The sequence below is a fragment of the Halopseudomonas salegens genome, from assembly GCF_900105655.1.
Classification (GTDB): domain Bacteria; phylum Pseudomonadota; class Gammaproteobacteria; order Pseudomonadales; family Pseudomonadaceae; genus Halopseudomonas; species Halopseudomonas salegens.
Window position 1 is genome coordinate 331,777 of record NZ_LT629787.1, and the last position, 15,782, is coordinate 347,558.

General features: G+C 53.1%; 12 protein-coding genes. 11 read left to right on the plus strand and 1 reads right to left on the minus strand.

Annotated elements, in window-relative coordinates; translation table 11 throughout:
- Window positions 1-110: 110 nt before the first annotated feature.
- From BLU07_RS17670 to BLU07_RS01550, 7 genes are all read left to right on the plus strand, one after another.
- Window positions 111-275: a hypothetical protein gene (locus BLU07_RS17670; protein ID WP_172830080.1), complete on the plus strand. Its 165-nt coding sequence runs from the start codon at window positions 111-113 to the stop codon at window positions 273-275.
- A 610-nt stretch (window positions 276-885) separates the two neighbouring features.
- Complete coding sequence (locus BLU07_RS01525) at window positions 886-1,221, plus strand: hypothetical protein (protein WP_092383456.1); 336 nt, start codon at window positions 886-888, stop codon at window positions 1,219-1,221.
- A gap of 100 nt (window positions 1,222-1,321) precedes the next feature.
- The gene (locus BLU07_RS01530) at window positions 1,322-1,774 is read left to right on the plus strand and encodes a hypothetical protein (protein WP_231701667.1); all 453 of its coding nucleotides are present in this window, start codon (window positions 1,322-1,324) and stop codon (window positions 1,772-1,774) included.
- 686 nt (window positions 1,775-2,460) lie between these two features.
- Window positions 2,461-3,630 carry a serine hydrolase domain-containing protein gene (locus BLU07_RS01535; protein ID WP_092383460.1) on the plus strand — a complete coding sequence of 390 codons (1,170 nt, stop codon included), beginning with the start codon at window positions 2,461-2,463 and terminating at the stop codon, window positions 3,628-3,630.
- Window positions 3,631-3,737: 107 nt separating this feature from the next.
- Window positions 3,738-5,582 carry a DUF1302 domain-containing protein gene (locus BLU07_RS01540; RefSeq protein WP_092383462.1) on the plus strand — a complete coding sequence of 615 codons (1,845 nt, stop codon included), beginning with the start codon at window positions 3,738-3,740 and terminating at the stop codon, window positions 5,580-5,582.
- A gap of 32 nt (window positions 5,583-5,614) precedes the next feature.
- On the plus strand, window positions 5,615-6,976 hold the full coding sequence (locus tag BLU07_RS01545) for a DUF1329 domain-containing protein (RefSeq protein WP_092389502.1): 1,362 nt from the start codon (window positions 5,615-5,617) through the stop codon (window positions 6,974-6,976).
- Between the two features lie 151 nt (window positions 6,977-7,127).
- A complete protein-coding gene (locus BLU07_RS01550; RefSeq protein ID WP_172830081.1) occupies window positions 7,128-8,357 on the plus strand; it encodes a TetR/AcrR family transcriptional regulator in 1,230 nt (409 codons plus the stop codon).
- A 222-nt stretch (window positions 8,358-8,579) separates the two neighbouring features.
- Here BLU07_RS01550 and BLU07_RS01555 read toward each other — a convergent pair whose 3' ends face one another.
- Window positions 8,580-9,194: a tyrosine-type recombinase/integrase gene (locus BLU07_RS01555; RefSeq protein ID WP_092383466.1), complete on the minus strand. Its 615-nt coding sequence runs from the start codon at window positions 9,192-9,194 to the stop codon at window positions 8,580-8,582.
- Window positions 9,195-9,383: 189 nt separating this feature from the next.
- Between BLU07_RS01555 and BLU07_RS01560 the strand changes: the two genes are divergently transcribed.
- The 4 genes from BLU07_RS01560 (at window position 9,384) to BLU07_RS01575 (ending at window position 15,680) form a co-directional block, all read left to right on the plus strand.
- Entirely contained in the window at window positions 9,384-10,331 is a 948-nt protein-coding gene (locus BLU07_RS01560) for a HamA C-terminal domain-containing protein (protein WP_092383468.1), read from the plus strand.
- Window positions 10,331-12,931 (plus strand): DEAD/DEAH box helicase, encoded by a 2,601-nt coding sequence (locus BLU07_RS01565; RefSeq protein WP_092383470.1) that lies wholly within the window; start codon window positions 10,331-10,333, stop codon window positions 12,929-12,931. The genes BLU07_RS01560 and BLU07_RS01565 overlap by 1 nt, the downstream gene beginning before the upstream one ends.
- A gap of 101 nt (window positions 12,932-13,032) precedes the next feature.
- The gene (locus tag BLU07_RS01570) at window positions 13,033-13,251 is read left to right on the plus strand and encodes a DCL family protein (protein WP_229744492.1); all 219 of its coding nucleotides are present in this window, start codon (window positions 13,033-13,035) and stop codon (window positions 13,249-13,251) included.
- A 131-nt stretch (window positions 13,252-13,382) separates the two neighbouring features.
- Window positions 13,383-15,680, plus strand: a complete 2,298-nt coding sequence (locus tag BLU07_RS01575; RefSeq protein WP_092383474.1) for a 3'-5' exonuclease — start codon at window positions 13,383-13,385, stop codon at window positions 15,678-15,680.
- The last annotated feature ends 102 nt before the right edge of the window (window positions 15,681-15,782 follow it).

Genomic DNA, 15,782 nt, shown 5'->3' on the forward strand with positions numbered 1-15,782 from the left:
TTGGGGTAGGTTTGGGGTAGGAGTTTGACCAAACTATTTTCCGGGTTAGATAATTCTGCCTACTGCCAGCATGGACAGTATCTCTGTCCGTATCCGAGGAAGCCGACGCCATGATCCGACTGGATTTGAATACAAATGACGCTGAAGCGTTGCTTCGTCACGCGAAGAGCTTCGAGCCCGCCACCGGTGATGCTCGCGAGGACAGCCGGCTTGCGGATGCACTTCGTGACTTGGCTGAAGCGATTGAGCAGTCGCTGGGTGCGGATGGGGTCTAAGGGTTTGCTGCGGAAACTCTTGGGGTGGTTCAGCGGGCTGTACCCAGCCCACCAGTTAATTGAGACCCAGCGATCAGACAAAGGCATTTCTGTGGCTGGCCGAGGACTATAGATCTTTGCGTATGGTACTGCTGCAGCTCACAGGTGGGCAGTATTTCTTCTGGTATACTGAGTATACCAAACCATTGAAAAATATAGAAAAAATGTTGACGCGGCTATTTCTCATCTCTACTATCGGAATTGTTGCAATTGCTTAGTTGAGTGAGCAAGTGTCTTCACCACCCACCGGGTGGCTTAGAAAGAAATCGGTGCTCTAGTGGCCGAGCTGTAGTCCTTCACCACCCACCGGGTGGCTTAGAAAGAAATCGGTGCTCCAGTGACCGAGCTTTAGTCCTTCACCACCCGCCGGGTGGCTTAGAAAGAAAACGGTGCTCTAGTGGCCGAGCTGTAATCCTTCACCACCCTCCGGGTGGCTTTGAAAACCGCCTTCGGGCGGTTCTCTCTCCAGCTGCACCTTGCGTTATGTCGTCGTATCGTCGCGTTGACGACACTTGGCTCTCCATAGCCATCGAAGGTGCGTAAAAATACTCCGATCTGAGAGTAGGGCTAGATGAGTTATGACTTGTTGCGGTCAGAAGAGCAGGTGTTAAAAAAAGCGCGGGATACTGTCTTTCCTTTCGCTGTGACAGGGTATCTGCTACATCCTATTATTGTTGGCATGGTGGCCTTTGGCACGATATATCACCACCTCAAAGCAGATCCGGTCACAAACAGGTTTGCCGACGGCCATACTATTCGCACCTCTCCCATAGCGAGTTTTATTCTGCATGACGGTTTTCTGGTGCTGAACACGCGCAACAGCTTGTACGTCTGTGTCATGCGCGAAGCTGACGAGGCCGTACTGATAAACACTATCCGGTCGTTACCGAAGCCGACTTACCACTGATGGCCCGGGTTTTGAGGAGGTCGGAGAGTGGCGTTTTTTCTAGTACGAGAAGCATAGAGAAAAGCACCACCCACTTTTTGGCAGTAAGCCGGAGATTGAAATGATCCGCGCCTATCTGGACACAGAGTTCACGGTTCTGAACTCATATATCTACAAGCTGATCAGCCTGGCGTTAGTAGTCCCCAGCGGCCCTGAGTTCTATGTGGAGCTGACGGACGCGTGGGAAGAATGCGATTGTTCGGATTTCGTGAAAGAGATCGTGATACCGCAGCTCGATCTGAAAGTTCACGGGCGCGACACGGTACAGGCACGTATGCGGCTGCTGGATTTTGTTAGGGGCCTTGGCCCGGTCGAAATCATCTGCGACGCACCCACCTGGGATTGGCCTCTACTGTTGTGGCTGGCCGGTCCGGAAGGCCTGCCAGGTAACGTCAAGGCTGGTCGAATCAGCAGCGATCTTGAGTTTTCGTACGATGGCGCTGAACCTCCCCATCACGCGCTTGAAGATGCCCGGCTGCTTGCCGATATTCTCGAACGTCGGGACTACCCATGACCGGCATGAACCGCACATCATTTCTGAAACTACTGCCCACTAAGGCGTGTGTGATCTCGTCTCAGGTTTCCAATCGGCTCTGTTTTCTTTTTTCCCGAGCGTCTAGTGTGATTTTCTGCGGTGAAATGGCCGGAGAGAGTCGCGCTCGATACTAGCATCGGTGAGAGTGGCCGCACGGGACGCGCTATCAGTCCAGCGGTTAAGGCTGCTATCGGCCAGAAGCGGACGGTCTATTCTATAAACAAGCGGTTCCTTTTTCTGGGCCGCCCACGGAAACGGGGCAGAACCCCTATCTCTTGCTATGCCGCTGAATCGTTCAGAGCCACAAGTGTGCAGCCAGAGTAGACTGAGGAAGTATACACCAGGCTAGGCGGTGACGCCGCGGTGGTTTACACGGTGGCCATGGCCTTCTAATACGCTGGCCTCCACGCAGCGAAACGGCGCAGGTCGATATCGCACCCGCCATCGCTGCTGTCCGGATCTTGATCTGCTTTTTATCCAGTTTCGCAAGCTAAAAGCACCACACCCTTCTGAATCCCCTTCCGACCCGTAAGCCTGATGAACTTCGCCGCACAGGAAGCATACCAAATCGTCGAAAAATGATTGACAACAAAATAAAACAAAAATACCTTTCTGCATACCAAAAAGTAAAATTACAACAATTAACGTTTGGAAAGGCTTAAAAAATGAAGGAAGAGATAAGAATTGGCGGGGTTGGTCATGAACAGTTCCCCGCGTTGCGTGAGGCGTTTGAAGAGAATTTCATCGATCGCGGTGAGGTTGGCGCATCTGTTGCGGTAACACAGAACAATCGTCTAGTAGCCTCTTTCTGGGGGGGCTATAAACACGATGCAGGCGCCGCCGGCGAAACAACATCAGAGCAGTGGCAGAAAGACACGTTGGTCAATGTTTGGTCCACCACTAAAGGTGTTGCGGCAGTATGTGCGGGGATGCTGGTGGAGCGAGAGAAGATCGGTTTCGATACGCCGCTCGCAGAGTTCTGGCCAGCGTTCGCAGAAAAAGACAAGCGCGCTGTAACTCTTGCCTCACTCCTGTCTCATCAGGCGGGTCTGTGCGGGTTTCGGCAGCCGGTGTCTCCAGAACACTTTTACGATCTCGATGGAGCAGCCTCAGAACTCAGCGAGATGACGCCGTTCTGGACTCCGGGCTCCGAGCACGGTTACCACGCTCTTACCATCGGGATCTTGCTAAGTGCGTTGTTCCGCCGTGTAGATGGCCGCTCACTCAAGGAGTTTGTTGAGCAAGAGCTGGCTGCGCGCTTTGGACTGGACATCCACATTGGGTTGCCGGAGCGATTGAGCGGCCAAGCGTCTGACGTAGTCGCTCCAGCCGACATGAGCACCAGCAACTACGCAACAGAGCTTACGGATGCTCAGAAAGCGGCACTAATGAATCCGTTGATGTCGCCGGATATTGCCAACACGCAAGCTTGGCGGGCCGCAGACAATGCATCAGCAAATGGCTTCGCTACCGCAGAATCGCTGGCACTGCTCTACGGCGCACTGGCAACAGACGGTACCTTGGGATCTGCCACGTTGCTTGGCGAAAAGGTTCTCGAGCAGGCGATAACGCCTCAAACCGACAAAGCAATCGACCTCGTAATGGGTATGGAATCTCAGTGGGCCTGCGGTTTCCTGATGAATACGCTGGGAATCTATGGTCCAAATCCCTCGGCCTTCGGTCACTCTGGCTGGGGCGGCTCGTTCGCATTCGCCGACAGGGATAAAGCAGTCAGCTGTGCCTACACCATGAACCGTATGGGCACAGTACTGGTGGGCGAGCCACGCGCTTCTGCATTGATATCTGCCCTCTATCAAGACCTGAACAGACACTGAACACCACCTGAGCGGTCGGCGTAAGTCGATCGCTCGCACAAAGCAAGGCGGAATAACAACAAACGGCATCGCGAGTGTCGATTGCCGGAACCTAGCCAGGAGGCGTCATGAACAATAAGAACAAATGTGCATTTCTCTACCTTACACCGCTGTCTATCGCCGTGGGTCTGAGCATCTCAAGTCAAGCAGATGCGATGGCTTATGAGCTTGATAATGGGTGGAGCGGGCAGTGGAACACCAACATCTCTGTGGGAACACAGTGGCGCGCTGAAGATCAGGACAACGAGCTATACAGTGCCGCCAACGGCGCATTAGTCGGCAAGCCCAGCGGGCTTGGAGACAAGATCGACAGCGGGAACCTTAACTACGACAAAGGTGACCGATTCTCGACAATCGCCAAGTTCGTAACTGATCTGTCAATTCGCAACGGCGACCTTGGCGCCTTCGTGCGCCTTAAAGGCTGGTATGACTACACGCTAGAAAATGAGGATGTTAACTTCGGGAGTGTCTCCAACGGCTATCGTCCGCGTCGTCTGAATGACGATGGCTTTGAGGACCTGCAAAAGTACAAGGGGATCTATCTGCTGGATGCCTATGTGTACAGCACGTTCTATCTAAACGACAACCCGGTCACGGCTCGCTTGGGGCGTCAGGTTGTCAACTGGGGGGAGAGTGTCTTTGTTCAGGGGGTTAACCAGGTCAACCCGCTGGACGTGCCTGCGCTGCGTCGTCCGGGTACTGAGATCAAGGAAGCTCTTCTTCCCGTCTGGATGGCATACATGAATGCCGGTTTCGACAACGGCATCTCACTTGAAGCTTTTTATCAGCTTAAATATGAAAGCACTCCGGTAGAAGGGTGTGGCAATTACTGGGCTCAAACCGAAGGTGTCATCGGCCAATCTCTTGGTGGTTGCAACGTAGCAGGCCTGATCATCCCGGGCATCAGCTCCCCCGATTCGCTTAATGCCGGCGGTTATGTGCCTGCCTACAAAGGCAAATCGCCCAGCGACAGCGGGCAATGGGGCGTTGCACTGCGAGTCCCTGTTGACGCGCTCGACGGCGAGCTAGGCCTGTACTACCTGAATTATCACTCACGCGTTCCTTTTGTCGGGGTCCCCAACGGCCAGCCAGCTCCAATCCCCGCATTCCCGAACGCTAATCCGCCCTTGTTTGGCGGCGTAGGATCGTCATGGGAATACCCGGAGGATATACGTCTGTTCGGGCTCAGCTACACGACCGTCATCGATACCTGGTCGATCGGCGCCGAGCTCAGCTACTCGCCAAACCAGCCAGTGCAGCAGAACGGTGCGGATCTGCTTAATGGCATTCTTTCTGGCGCAGGCCCGCTTGGTCATTTGCAAGAACTCATGCTGACCGGGCAGTCGCCTCAGCAGGTCTATGCTGCTTGGGATCGCTTTGAGCAGACACAGCTGCTTGTAAACGGGTTGAACCTTTACTCCAACGTGCTTGGCGCAGAATCGCTCACCGTGATCGGTGAGGTTGGAATGCAGTGGAATAACGTTCCCCAAGATCCGGACGGCGTACGTTACGGTCGGGGCTTCATTTACGGGGTTGGTTCCAATGGCTCAGACTTGGGCAACACCTGCAGTTCCGCCGGCGGCACCAACACGCACCCAACCGGTTGCAAAAACGATGGGTATGTCACCGATTTCGCATGGGGGTATCGCGTCCGCGCTCAGCTTGATTATGCCAACGTCCTAGGCAGCGGCATAAAAGTCTCACCTTACGGTTTTCTCAGTCACGACGTTGATGGCGTCTCACCGGACGGCCAGTTCAACAAGGGTCGGCTCACGACCTCAGTCGGCATTGGCTTTGACTACAACAGAAAACACAAAGTTGACCTGAGCTACGTGCGATTCAGCAATGACGCAGACTACGACGCGCTGCGTGATCGTGACTATTACGGCGCTAGCTACAGCTACAGCTTTTGATTCGTGAACAAAAACAAAACGAGAAAAAATCAATGATCAGCACATCGTTCCATGCAGCGCGCATCGCTGCAGCGCTCTCGGCAACTCTTGCGCTCTCACTGGCGCCCCAGTGTATTGCCGCCATTACTCCAGAACAGGCTGCCCGCCTAGGTCAGGACTTGACGCCGATTGGTGGTGAAGTTGCCGGCAACAGTTCCGGCAGCATTCCCGCTTACACTGGTGGGCTTGCGACACCACCAGAGAACTGGAGTCCGGGGCAGGGGTACGTTAATCCTTTTGCCGACGAGCAGCCCCTATTCACAATTACAGCTGCGAATATGGACCAGTACCGGGATAACCTGACGCCGGGTATGCAGGCGCTGCTTACACGATATCCTCAGTTCAGTATGCCGGTTTACCAGACGCACAGGACCGCCGCGCTCCCTGAAGCGGTGGAGGCCCAAGTGAGAGCTCAGGCTACCTCCGTCAAGCTTAGTGGGTATGGCCTGGAAAACCTTAATGGCTCGACTACTCCGTTCCCGATACCTGAAAACGGCCTGGAAGCAATCTGGAACCACAATGTTCGATACTTGGGTGGGGGGGGTGAACGCAGCTTCATCCAAACTCCGGTCAGGGCCAATGGTTCCTACACGTTAGTGCGCGGATACGAACGTCGGGTGTTCGACCGCAACATGGATAAGCACCGTGAAAACCATCTGTACAGTTTTATCGGCAAGATACTTTCGCCAGCATCTCTTACGGGGAACATCACTCTTGTTCATGAGCCAGTTGACCAGACAAAAGAACCAAGATCCGCCTGGATCTACAGTGAAGGCCAGCGGCGAGTAAGGCGCGCGCCGATCATTGCCTACGATGCTCCGATTGAGGGCTCGGATGGGTTGATCACTAACGACGAGTACGATGGTTACAATGGCGCACCGGATCGTTACGACTGGCAATTGCTGGGGAAAAAGGAAATGTATGTTCCCTACAACGCCTACGATCTGAAATCAAAAGACGTGTCTTACAGCGAGCTACTTCAGCAGGGCACGCTGAATTCCAGCTATATGCGCTACGAGCTGCACCGAGTGTGGGTCGTTCAGGCCACGGTTCGGGAGGGAGAGCGTCATATGTACCAAAAACGAACCTTCTTCCTGGACGAGGACTCTTGGAGCGTGGTCTCAAGTGATGTGTATGACTCACGAGGCGAGCTGTGGCGCGTCGCACTGCATCCGATCATCCAGTATTACGATGCGAATTTCCCATGGTACGCGGCCAGTCTTTGGCATGACCTCTTAAGCGGCGCATATCTTGTATCTGGCCTTGCCAATGAAGAACAGGAGCCCTGGAAATTCAACGAGAGAGCGCGCGCGAGCGACTTCGAACCGAGCTCCTTGAGACGAATGGGTAATTGAGATCGATCCCTCTGCGCTCAGACTTTACGTGAAGTGAGCGCAGAGGGCGGTGGAAAATAGTCTGACTCGTTGCATGTATAAAGCGCCCCATAATGCAGGCTTCGGTATACTGCGAGCCATTCTTCCCAAATTGTCTTGTGTGCGCTCTACGATGGGTCAACCTGAAAAAAAGAAAGATCTTAAGCGACGAGAAATCATCATTGTAGCCTCTCGCCAAATGAACGAGCAGGGTGCAACGGCGATCAGGTTGAGCAAACTGTCCCAGCTCGTGGGGCTGACCAGAAATGCGCTGTACTATTACTTCAAGGATCGAGTAGCGCTGATACATGCTTGCTACCTGTTTGCGTGTAAAAACAATGCGGAAGACTTGAATTTCGCGTTATCAGTAAAAGGCGGTGCTGCTGAGAGATTGGGCGCCTACATCGATAGAACTCTGCTGGGCCCAAATGCAGAACGCGCAGTACTGACTGATCTGGACATACTGCCCAGCGCTCAGAGGTCTGAGTTAGCGGAAATAATCGACCAGAATGTGGGGTTGCTTGAGTCGATTCTTGAGGAGGGGATCAGCTCAAAACAGCTGAGGCCATTTAACGTAGCCATTGGCGCTCAGGTTATTCAAGGGCTGCTCAGTTGGGCGCAGCTCTGGTATCGCTGGGCTGCATTAGACCAGCAAGCATTAGACTGTCACTACCAGATAGCTGCAGACGCGATTAAGCAAGCAGTGCTGGAGGGCGTTAGTACCGATCGGGAATTTTCGGTTTCATTCCAACAGCAGTGGGTTGATTTGTCGCCAAGACCTTTCAAGGCCTTCGACCCGGAAAGTCTTCAGAAGGAGAAGCGCTATCAGCTCGTAGGTGCCGCCTCGCTGCTTTTCAATAAGAAAGGCATAGAAGCCACTACGTTTGATGATATTGCGGATCAGTTGGGCGCGACTAAGGGCGCGGTCTATCATTATTTCAAAGACAAGAAGGCTCTCGTCAAGGCTTGTTTCCTTCAAGCATTCGAGCAGTACGACAGCATTGCGGACATTGCAATAAATAGCTCTGGAAACCCTCTGGAACAGCTGCTGGCGTCCCTTCATTTGAACTGTCAAGCGCAAATGACCCGGTCGCCTCCGCTTACGTTGCAGGGCAGCATATCAAATCTGTCGAAATCACACGTAAGCCGTGCCACCTCAATCGCGGAAAAGATGTCAGATGTCAGAGCTACCGCAATAGCGGCCGGACTCCACTCGGACATTGATGAGAATATCATCACACTCTCGCCGGGCGCTTTTTTCTGGATATCCAGCTGGGTTGAGGGCAGAACGAGAGAGAGCGAGATGGCTTTGGCAGACGAGGTATGCCGGATCGTATTCACCGGGATCCGGTCTTTGCCTTAATGCTAGAAGGCTTGAATCCGTCTGCCTGGAGGCAAAGCCTCCCTATATGGATAGAGTGAAGCCCGCGCGGGGCTCTATTCTGTCGTCAGGAGCAGTCTGATGATGTGGATTGCTATGGTTTTTTAGACACCACCAAGCTACAAAACAAGTCTGCTTAGCTCTGCGGAACCGTCCGCTTCTGGCCGATAGCGCCGGTCTGGTTTAAGCCGGCGCTATCGCTGGTCAGACTTCGGTCTGTTCTGCCATATCAAGAGCGTCGTCCACTTCGATTACTAAATACCGGACCGTGCTTTCCAACTTCGTGTGGCCCAGTAGAAGCTGAACGGCCCTGAGGTTCTTCGTCCTACGGTAGATCAGTGAAGCCTTGGTGCGCCTTAGCGTGTGGGTGCCGTACATGGCCGGATCAAGATCAATGGATATTACCCAGGCTTTGACGATTCGAGCGTATTGTCTGATGGAAAGGTGGGCTGAGGCGTGCAATCTGCTCGGAAAAAGGAAATCCTCACTTCGCAGTTCGGCCTTATGTATCCAGGCTTCTAGAGTCGTCCGGGTTTGTTCGGTGATTTCGAACTGGACTGGTCGATGAGTTTTCTGCTGCATCACAATTGCCCGAGACGATACTTGTGCACCATGGGCGATGTCGCGCACACGGAGCTTCGTCAAATCACAGGCCCTTAACTTGCTGTCGATTGCCAAATTGAAAAGAGCTAGATCTCGAGTTTTCTCAGCAATTTGGAGCCTTACTCGAATAGACCAAATATCTCTGAGTCGAAGCGGCGCTTTCTGCCCGACTAGCTTGCCTTTATTCCAGGGTTCACGAGCAACACTGGTGTTCATGGCTTGTCCTCCACGTTATGGAGGATAACCATGACCCTTAATGGCAAAAAGCGCTAACCGGCCATTAGCGGTCATTTGAGAGTCCCTACAGTGGCTTGCCCTATTCACTACAGTAGTGAAGCCGGTTACATTGTGATCTCGTTGTGCCATCTGAAGGCAGATGGGCGGACGATATGGAATGGAGGCCGTTTGTCGATCATCACCCCTGCCGATCTCGAAGCTGCTCTGACGGGGAACCCAGAAGCACTTGAGGTTCACCTGACGCTCGTAGAGCGTGACGTGCCCATTGATGGGCATTTAGTCAAGATTCACTGCCACTGCCTATCAGTTGATGGAAATGGCCGTGTTCAAACTCATCGACTGGCAGAGTTCATGCGGAATGCCGTCGTAGATTATGCGATCCCGCGCTCGAAGCTCGCCGACGCAAAAGCGCGGGACAACAGATTCAACAGCACCGAGGCAGTCGCTGAGCTAATAGAGCGTGCCAAGCGCTCGTTTACTGATTTGGCGAACACCGGTGAGGGCGGAGAGATGCTGCTGTTCCTGCTGGCGGAGCGCTTTCTCAAGCTGCCACAGATTCTTTGCAAGATGGACCTCAAGACGGACACACGTATGCACTATCACGGCGCGGATGGGGTGTACGCGGGGGTGACATCAGAGGGCATTTTAAAGCTTTACTGGGGCGAATCAAAAGTTTACGCGGATGCGAGCGCTGCGATTCGCGACTGTCTCAATTCTCTCTCCCCCTTTTTGATCGAGCCCGAGCACGAGGATGCAGGGCGGGAGCGCGATTTGATGCTCCTTAGCGATAAGGCCGACCTTAGCAATCCAGCACTCACAGATGCACTCAAGAAGTATTTTGACAAGTCATCGGTCATGTCGAAGCGGGTTCAATATTGCGGCTTGGCCCTTGTAGGCTTCGATGCACCGTTCTATCCGAAAGACGAGGCGAAGGCGGTTGCTGAGGAGATCGTCGAGGCGTCCCGCACTGCACTTAGCGGTTGGAGGGATCGTATTGGCGAACGGCTGAAATTGGAGAGGCTCGAACAGATAGAAATCGAGTTATTTTGCGTCCCTCTGCCGTCGGCCGAAGGTTTCCGCGCTGCATTCCTAAAGGCAATGGGGGTCAAGGAGTAATGAGCCTCGCCGACCTACAATCGTGGCTTCTCCAAGAAGGCGTTCGATGCGATCTCGATACGATCACTCAACTCACAGTACGTAATGAACTCGACAATCTGTCAGCAGATACCTCGATACAGTCCCCAACGTCAATTGACTGGCCCAGATTGTTGCTCGCCGGCAGTATTCTCGCGCGATCCGATCAAAGGGGCGATCAAGAAGCCGCTCTTCGAGTCGCAACCGCTGCAATTTCTTTGACAGATGATCAAGCATTCAAGGACGCTGGTGCCGTCCTGATGGGCAAGCTTTCCAACTTTCGGGCAATTACATTAGCCACTGATCGAGAGTTGGTGGAAGCTGATCTCGATACGCGGCTTGGTATTGCGTTGCGTCTTGAGGCTCAGCGTCGTGAGATAGATCGTTCCATCCTGGTGCAATCGAGCGGGACTTGGCTTCAAGTAAACGATTTTCAGCAGCGCTTCTGGACCAATGCGACTGGCGATAACTGGCTATCAGCATCAGCACCGACTGCTTCAGGTAAGACGTTTCTTGTGCTTCAGTGGTTGATCGACCAAGTAATAGCGGGTGAGAGCCGGGTGGTTGTTTATCTCGCTCCGACCCGCGCGCTTGTCTCCGAAATCGAGACCAATCTTAAGGAGCTCCTCGGTAATGTCGAACTAGTCGAGGTTTCGTCCCTTCCCCTCACCGATAAATATAAAGCTGCGCGGGCGGGTGGCGCACGAGTGATTCTCGTCTTTACGCAAGAGCGGCTGCACCTTCTCGCCAACTTGCTCAGCGATGTGCTTTCGGTAGATCTGCTAATCGTGGACGAGGCGCACAAGATCGGTGACAACCAGCGCGGCGTGATTTTGCAGGACGCAATAGAGCGTGCCACTCGCGCCAATCCAAAGCTGAAAGCCGTTTTCATCAGCCCTGCAACCCAAAATCCGGAAGAGTTACTCTCGGACGCCCCCGATGGTGTGCAGACCATCGCTGTCGATAGCGATTCATCTCCGGTTCTTCAGAATCTAATGGTCGCGACCCAAGTGCCGCGAAAATCGAAGCTTTGGGCGATTACGCTACGACAGCAAGGCGCAGAACTTCCAATAGGGATTCTTCAGCTCGCGAGTACACCAGCCGGACTTAAGAAGCGCCTCGCATTCATCGCAGCAGCTGCCGGAGAAAGAGGTGGAACCCTTGTCTACGCAAATGGAGCAGGAGAAGCGGAAGAAGTTGCTGACTTGATCAGCCAGCTTTTGCCCAAACCTGAATGTATTGATCTGGAGCTTTCACAGCTCGCTGAACTCGCTCGAAAGGGCGTGCATCAGGACTTCCGGTTAGCACCGCTTGTGGAGCTCGGGGTAGCGTTCCACTACGGCAACATGCCGTCACTGCTCCGTTTAGAGATAGAGCGGTTATTTCGGTTAGGTAAGATACGTTTCCTGGTATGCACCTCCACTTTGATCGAGGGCGTGAATCTGTCCTGTCGGACAATTGTGGTGCGCGGACCGCGTAAAGGGAAAGGCCATCCGATGGAGCCGCACGACTTCTGGAACTTGGCTGGTCGCGCAGGGAGATGGGGTGATGAATTCCAAGGAAACATCATCTGCATCGATCCGGAAGACAAGCAGGCTTGGCCGACCGGGGTTCCTGGTCGCGCACGCTATCCCATTAAGCGCGAAAGTGACGCAGTTCTCGATCTTGGGGACGGCATGGCGGACTATCTCTCTAAACGTGGACTATCGGATCTCTCCAGTATTGAGGACAAGGATAAGTTCGAGCAGGTTGGAGCCTATTTGCTCACCACTTTTATGCGGCTCGGCTCCATATCAGCGGCTAGCCTTGCGAAACGCCATGACGCTGCATCGATTGCGAAACTCGACCAAGCCCTAGGGGGGCTAGCAGAGCAGATCGAAATCAGCGTCGACCTTGCCACCAGACACCCAGGCGTGAATGCGATTGGCCTTCAGCATCTTCTCGAAGCTTTTCGTGCCTACCCTGGTGATGTAGAAAACCTGCTCCCTGCTGAAGTCGCGAGCAACGACAGCTATGATCGATTCGTAACAATTATGGAGAGAGTCAACGAGCATTTGTTTTTTGCTTTCACACCCGGGACTCGTATCAAGCTGTATGCGTTGATCGTCGTCAAATGGCTAAAGGGGTACTCGCTGGCCAGGATCATTCGTGACAGTATTGATTGGCACCAAAAGGTCGGCAGGTCTTTCAAGTTGCCTGAGCTCATCCGTGGCACGATGGAGTTAGTGGAGCAGATCGCTCGGTTTAGAGCACCAAAATACCTTTCCGCTTATATGGATGTGCTGCATTTGCACCTTCGCGAGATTGGCCGTGAAGACCTAATCGATGATGGCATAGATATCGGAATGCAACTTGAGTTTGGCGTTTCGTCGACGACGCTACTTTCGCTCATGGAGCTTGGTCTCTCCCGCATGAGCGCTGTTGCTTTATACGAGAAAATTGCCCGCGACGATTTAAACAAGGAGGAATGCATAGCGTGGGCCTACGAGCGCGCAAGCCAACTTCACGCAATGGATATTCCAGCCATTATCATTCGCGAGGTGCGCGAGCGTCTTGCACTACCCGATCAAGCAGCGCAGTAAATAACCCTACGACTTAGAGGTTACCTATGCCAGCAAAGCCTATCACTCTCGGCTCTTTGCACTTTGAAAGGAGGGGGGACGCCATTGCGTTTCTCAAAGCGATGCTCGGGCGTTATGACTTAGGCGATCGAGTCAACGCTGACGACGCAGTTTTCTTGCGAGCGGCGCTAGAGAATCACCCGGATTCTGCCAAGAAAATCGGTTGTGGCATTATTGACTTTAGCGTTCGAAGCGCCGACTTCGGCACCAAGTGCTTCTGGGTCAACCGCTCCGATGGAACGACAGAGAAGTTTTCCGTCACTGCTTGTATCCGCGGCTAGCTCTACGAAAAACGAAGTATTGCCCGCTCGCAGTGAGTGACCGCTTCTGGCTGCTTGCAGTAAAGAACAGGCCAAGTGCATTCTTCAGAAATCGCTCATCCGCGTCAGCCAACTCAGATCAAGGAAGAATCATGGAAGCAGTCATCTACACCAAGAAATTCAACGGCTATCTGAGGTCGCTTCAAGAAGCTGGCCACAAGAAGATCGTTCAAGCCGTTCGAGCTGCGATGGCCGAAGCAGGAACAAATGGCTCTATTAGCTCTCTGCCTCGCACCAAGCATGGCGAGTCGCGCCTCAAAAACGTAGAGAAATTCGATCTTCCTGGCGCCTATCGACTTGTTGTCCAGCTGGTGGACGGCGTGAAAAAAACCAGGGCATTCCTGTTCGTTGGGGATCACGACGATGCCGAAAGATGGCTGGATAGCCATCGAAACTACACCTGGGTAAAAAGCCCAACGGATGGCACGCTGAACTTCATGCCAGCCACCTACGACGGTAACCGCCATGTTCCGGTCGATCGCTTGGACTTAGATAGCCCTGAGTCCGAGCTCCAAGCTCCTCTCCTTAGATTCTTGAGCGACGATGATTGGTCGAACCTGAAGTGCAACGACAATCAAATGTCACTAGCAAAACGAATAACTGGTGCGCAATTCGAGCAAGACGCAGATGGCATCCTCGTAAAGTTGGATGAACTGGGTGACTACGATTCAGCTAGTACGCTTTTCGACCTATTCGTCTTGGCTCATAACAAGGACTGGGCAGAGCTTAACCATCGAGTACTTATCGCAGACGAAGCGAGCGTAGTATCCGAAGATAATACCCTTCAGGCGGAAATGCGCTCCATCGCCAACGCCGAGCACTTTGTTACCTTCGACGACGAAGGCATGCTTGATGAGTTTTTCGGGAAAAAAACATTTTCCGACTGGATGCTGTTCTTGCACCCAGAACAGAAAAAAATTGTACAGCGGGACTATAAGGGACCCGTTCGCCTGCGAGGCGTATCGGGAAGCGGAAAAACCTCAGTCCTGGTGCATCGAGCTCGTTTCCTAGCCAAGAAATACCATCAGCCTGTCGTGCTTGTGACGCTTACGGAAAGCATGAGAAAGCTTTTGGAAAAGCTGGTCGATGAGCTTTGTGGTGCAGAAAAATCACTCATCCAGACCAAGACCATGAACTCCTTTGCTCGGGACGTGCTTAGCGAATTGCAGGTACGCATCAATTTTGCGCCCTTAGCACCTGAGGCCCAGCAAGTCCTGATGGAAGACGCTATAGCAACACTCAAAGATGAAGCTGGCTTTTCCAAAACCCCAATGGGCTCAATGCAAGAGCTTGAACTACGCAACTTCCTTAAGGAGGAGTTCGAGTATGTTCGCGGTCGCCTGTGCCCATCAGAGTTTGAGCGCTATCTCGATTCAAGCCTGTTCAATCGTAGAGGCAGGGCGATAGCGCTCAATAAATCCGCACGCGAAATGATCTTGAAGGTAGTAGTGCGCTATGCCGCTGGCGTTGAATCCAAGCGTCAGCAAGATCATGAGCTTCTTGTATCCCAAGCTGTCGAGCGCATGTCTAAAGAAAGTGGGAATGTTGGCCAGTACCGCAGCGTTTTGGTCGATGAGGTCCAAGACCTGACCGAACTAGACGTCGTGCTTCTTAGCAAGCTCAAAACGCCGGAGGGCGAAGTGTTGGCCCATGTCGAAAACGGGATATTCCTGGCCGGCGATGGAGCTCAGAGCATCTACAAACGGGGCTTTGCACTCAAACGAGCTGGTATTGATGTTGTCGGACGAAGCGTTAGCCTCAAAAAGAACTACCGGAATACACACGAAATCCTCACCGCTGCATTCAACCTGGTCTCTAAGTTCGAGTTCTCGGATACCGACGAAGATGATCTCCGCCGCCCATCTCTACCGGACTTTGCCAAACGACACGGTGAAAAGCCATGGTTGATTCAGTGCCAGAATCAGAATGATGAAGTCGAGGCCGTCGCGAACAAAGTCCAATCACTGCTTGCCATGGGACAAACTGCTGGCCAGATCTGCATCATTGCGCCCCAGAATAGACTACGAGAGGAGGTCCGGCAGGCTCTGACGAACAGAGATATACAAAGTGCTGAGCTTCGTCAGGACATCGACTATGAGAGCGATAACGTTAAAATCAGCACCATTGAGTCCGCGAAAGGGCACGAGTTCGCTACCGTGTTCATCATGGGTTTGGTTGAGGGGGTAATGCCCCAGGCAAATATACAAGCCCATGAGGAATCGCGAGAGGCATCCAGGCTCTACGTGGCAATGACTCGTGCGCGGGAATCGCTATATCTGACGTACAACCCTACGCCCGGCTACCCAGCGTCCAGATTCCTAATGTCTATTCAGGATGATTGCAAAGAGGCTAGGTACCGGAGCGGTGAGTTCCAGCTGATTGAAGCTTAGTCAATGGGATGAGCGTACTGGGAGTCTGAGTCGCCCTTAGTTTCGCACGCAACTTTAGGCGTCCGCTTTTGGCCGATAGCTGCCGATCACATGCCGTCTAGC

What these genes read in the sequence shown, in the direction of transcription:
- BLU07_RS17670 (WP_172830080.1), top strand. Translation starts at nt 111, where the DNA reads ATGATCCGACTGGATTTGAATACAAATGACGCTGAAGCGTTGCTTCGT.
- BLU07_RS01525 (WP_092383456.1), top strand. Translation starts at nt 886, where the DNA reads ATGAGTTATGACTTGTTGCGGTCAGAAGAGCAGGTGTTAAAAAAAGCG.
- BLU07_RS01530 (WP_231701667.1), top strand. Translation starts at nt 1,322, where the DNA reads ATGATCCGCGCCTATCTGGACACAGAGTTCACGGTTCTGAACTCATAT.
- BLU07_RS01535 (WP_092383460.1), top strand. Translation starts at nt 2,461, where the DNA reads ATGAAGGAAGAGATAAGAATTGGCGGGGTTGGTCATGAACAGTTCCCC.
- BLU07_RS01540 (WP_092383462.1), top strand. Translation starts at nt 3,738, where the DNA reads ATGAACAATAAGAACAAATGTGCATTTCTCTACCTTACACCGCTGTCT.
- BLU07_RS01545 (WP_092389502.1), top strand. Translation starts at nt 5,615, where the DNA reads ATGATCAGCACATCGTTCCATGCAGCGCGCATCGCTGCAGCGCTCTCG.
- BLU07_RS01550 (WP_172830081.1), top strand. Translation starts at nt 7,128, where the DNA reads ATGGGTCAACCTGAAAAAAAGAAAGATCTTAAGCGACGAGAAATCATC.
- BLU07_RS01555 (WP_092383466.1), bottom strand. Translation starts at nt 9,194, where the DNA reads ATGAACACCAGTGTTGCTCGTGAACCCTGGAATAAAGGCAAGCTAGTC.
- BLU07_RS01565 (WP_092383470.1), top strand. Translation starts at nt 10,331, where the DNA reads ATGAGCCTCGCCGACCTACAATCGTGGCTTCTCCAAGAAGGCGTTCGA.
- BLU07_RS01570 (WP_229744492.1), top strand. Translation starts at nt 13,033, where the DNA reads ATGCTCGGGCGTTATGACTTAGGCGATCGAGTCAACGCTGACGACGCA.
- BLU07_RS01575 (WP_092383474.1), top strand. Translation starts at nt 13,383, where the DNA reads ATGGAAGCAGTCATCTACACCAAGAAATTCAACGGCTATCTGAGGTCG.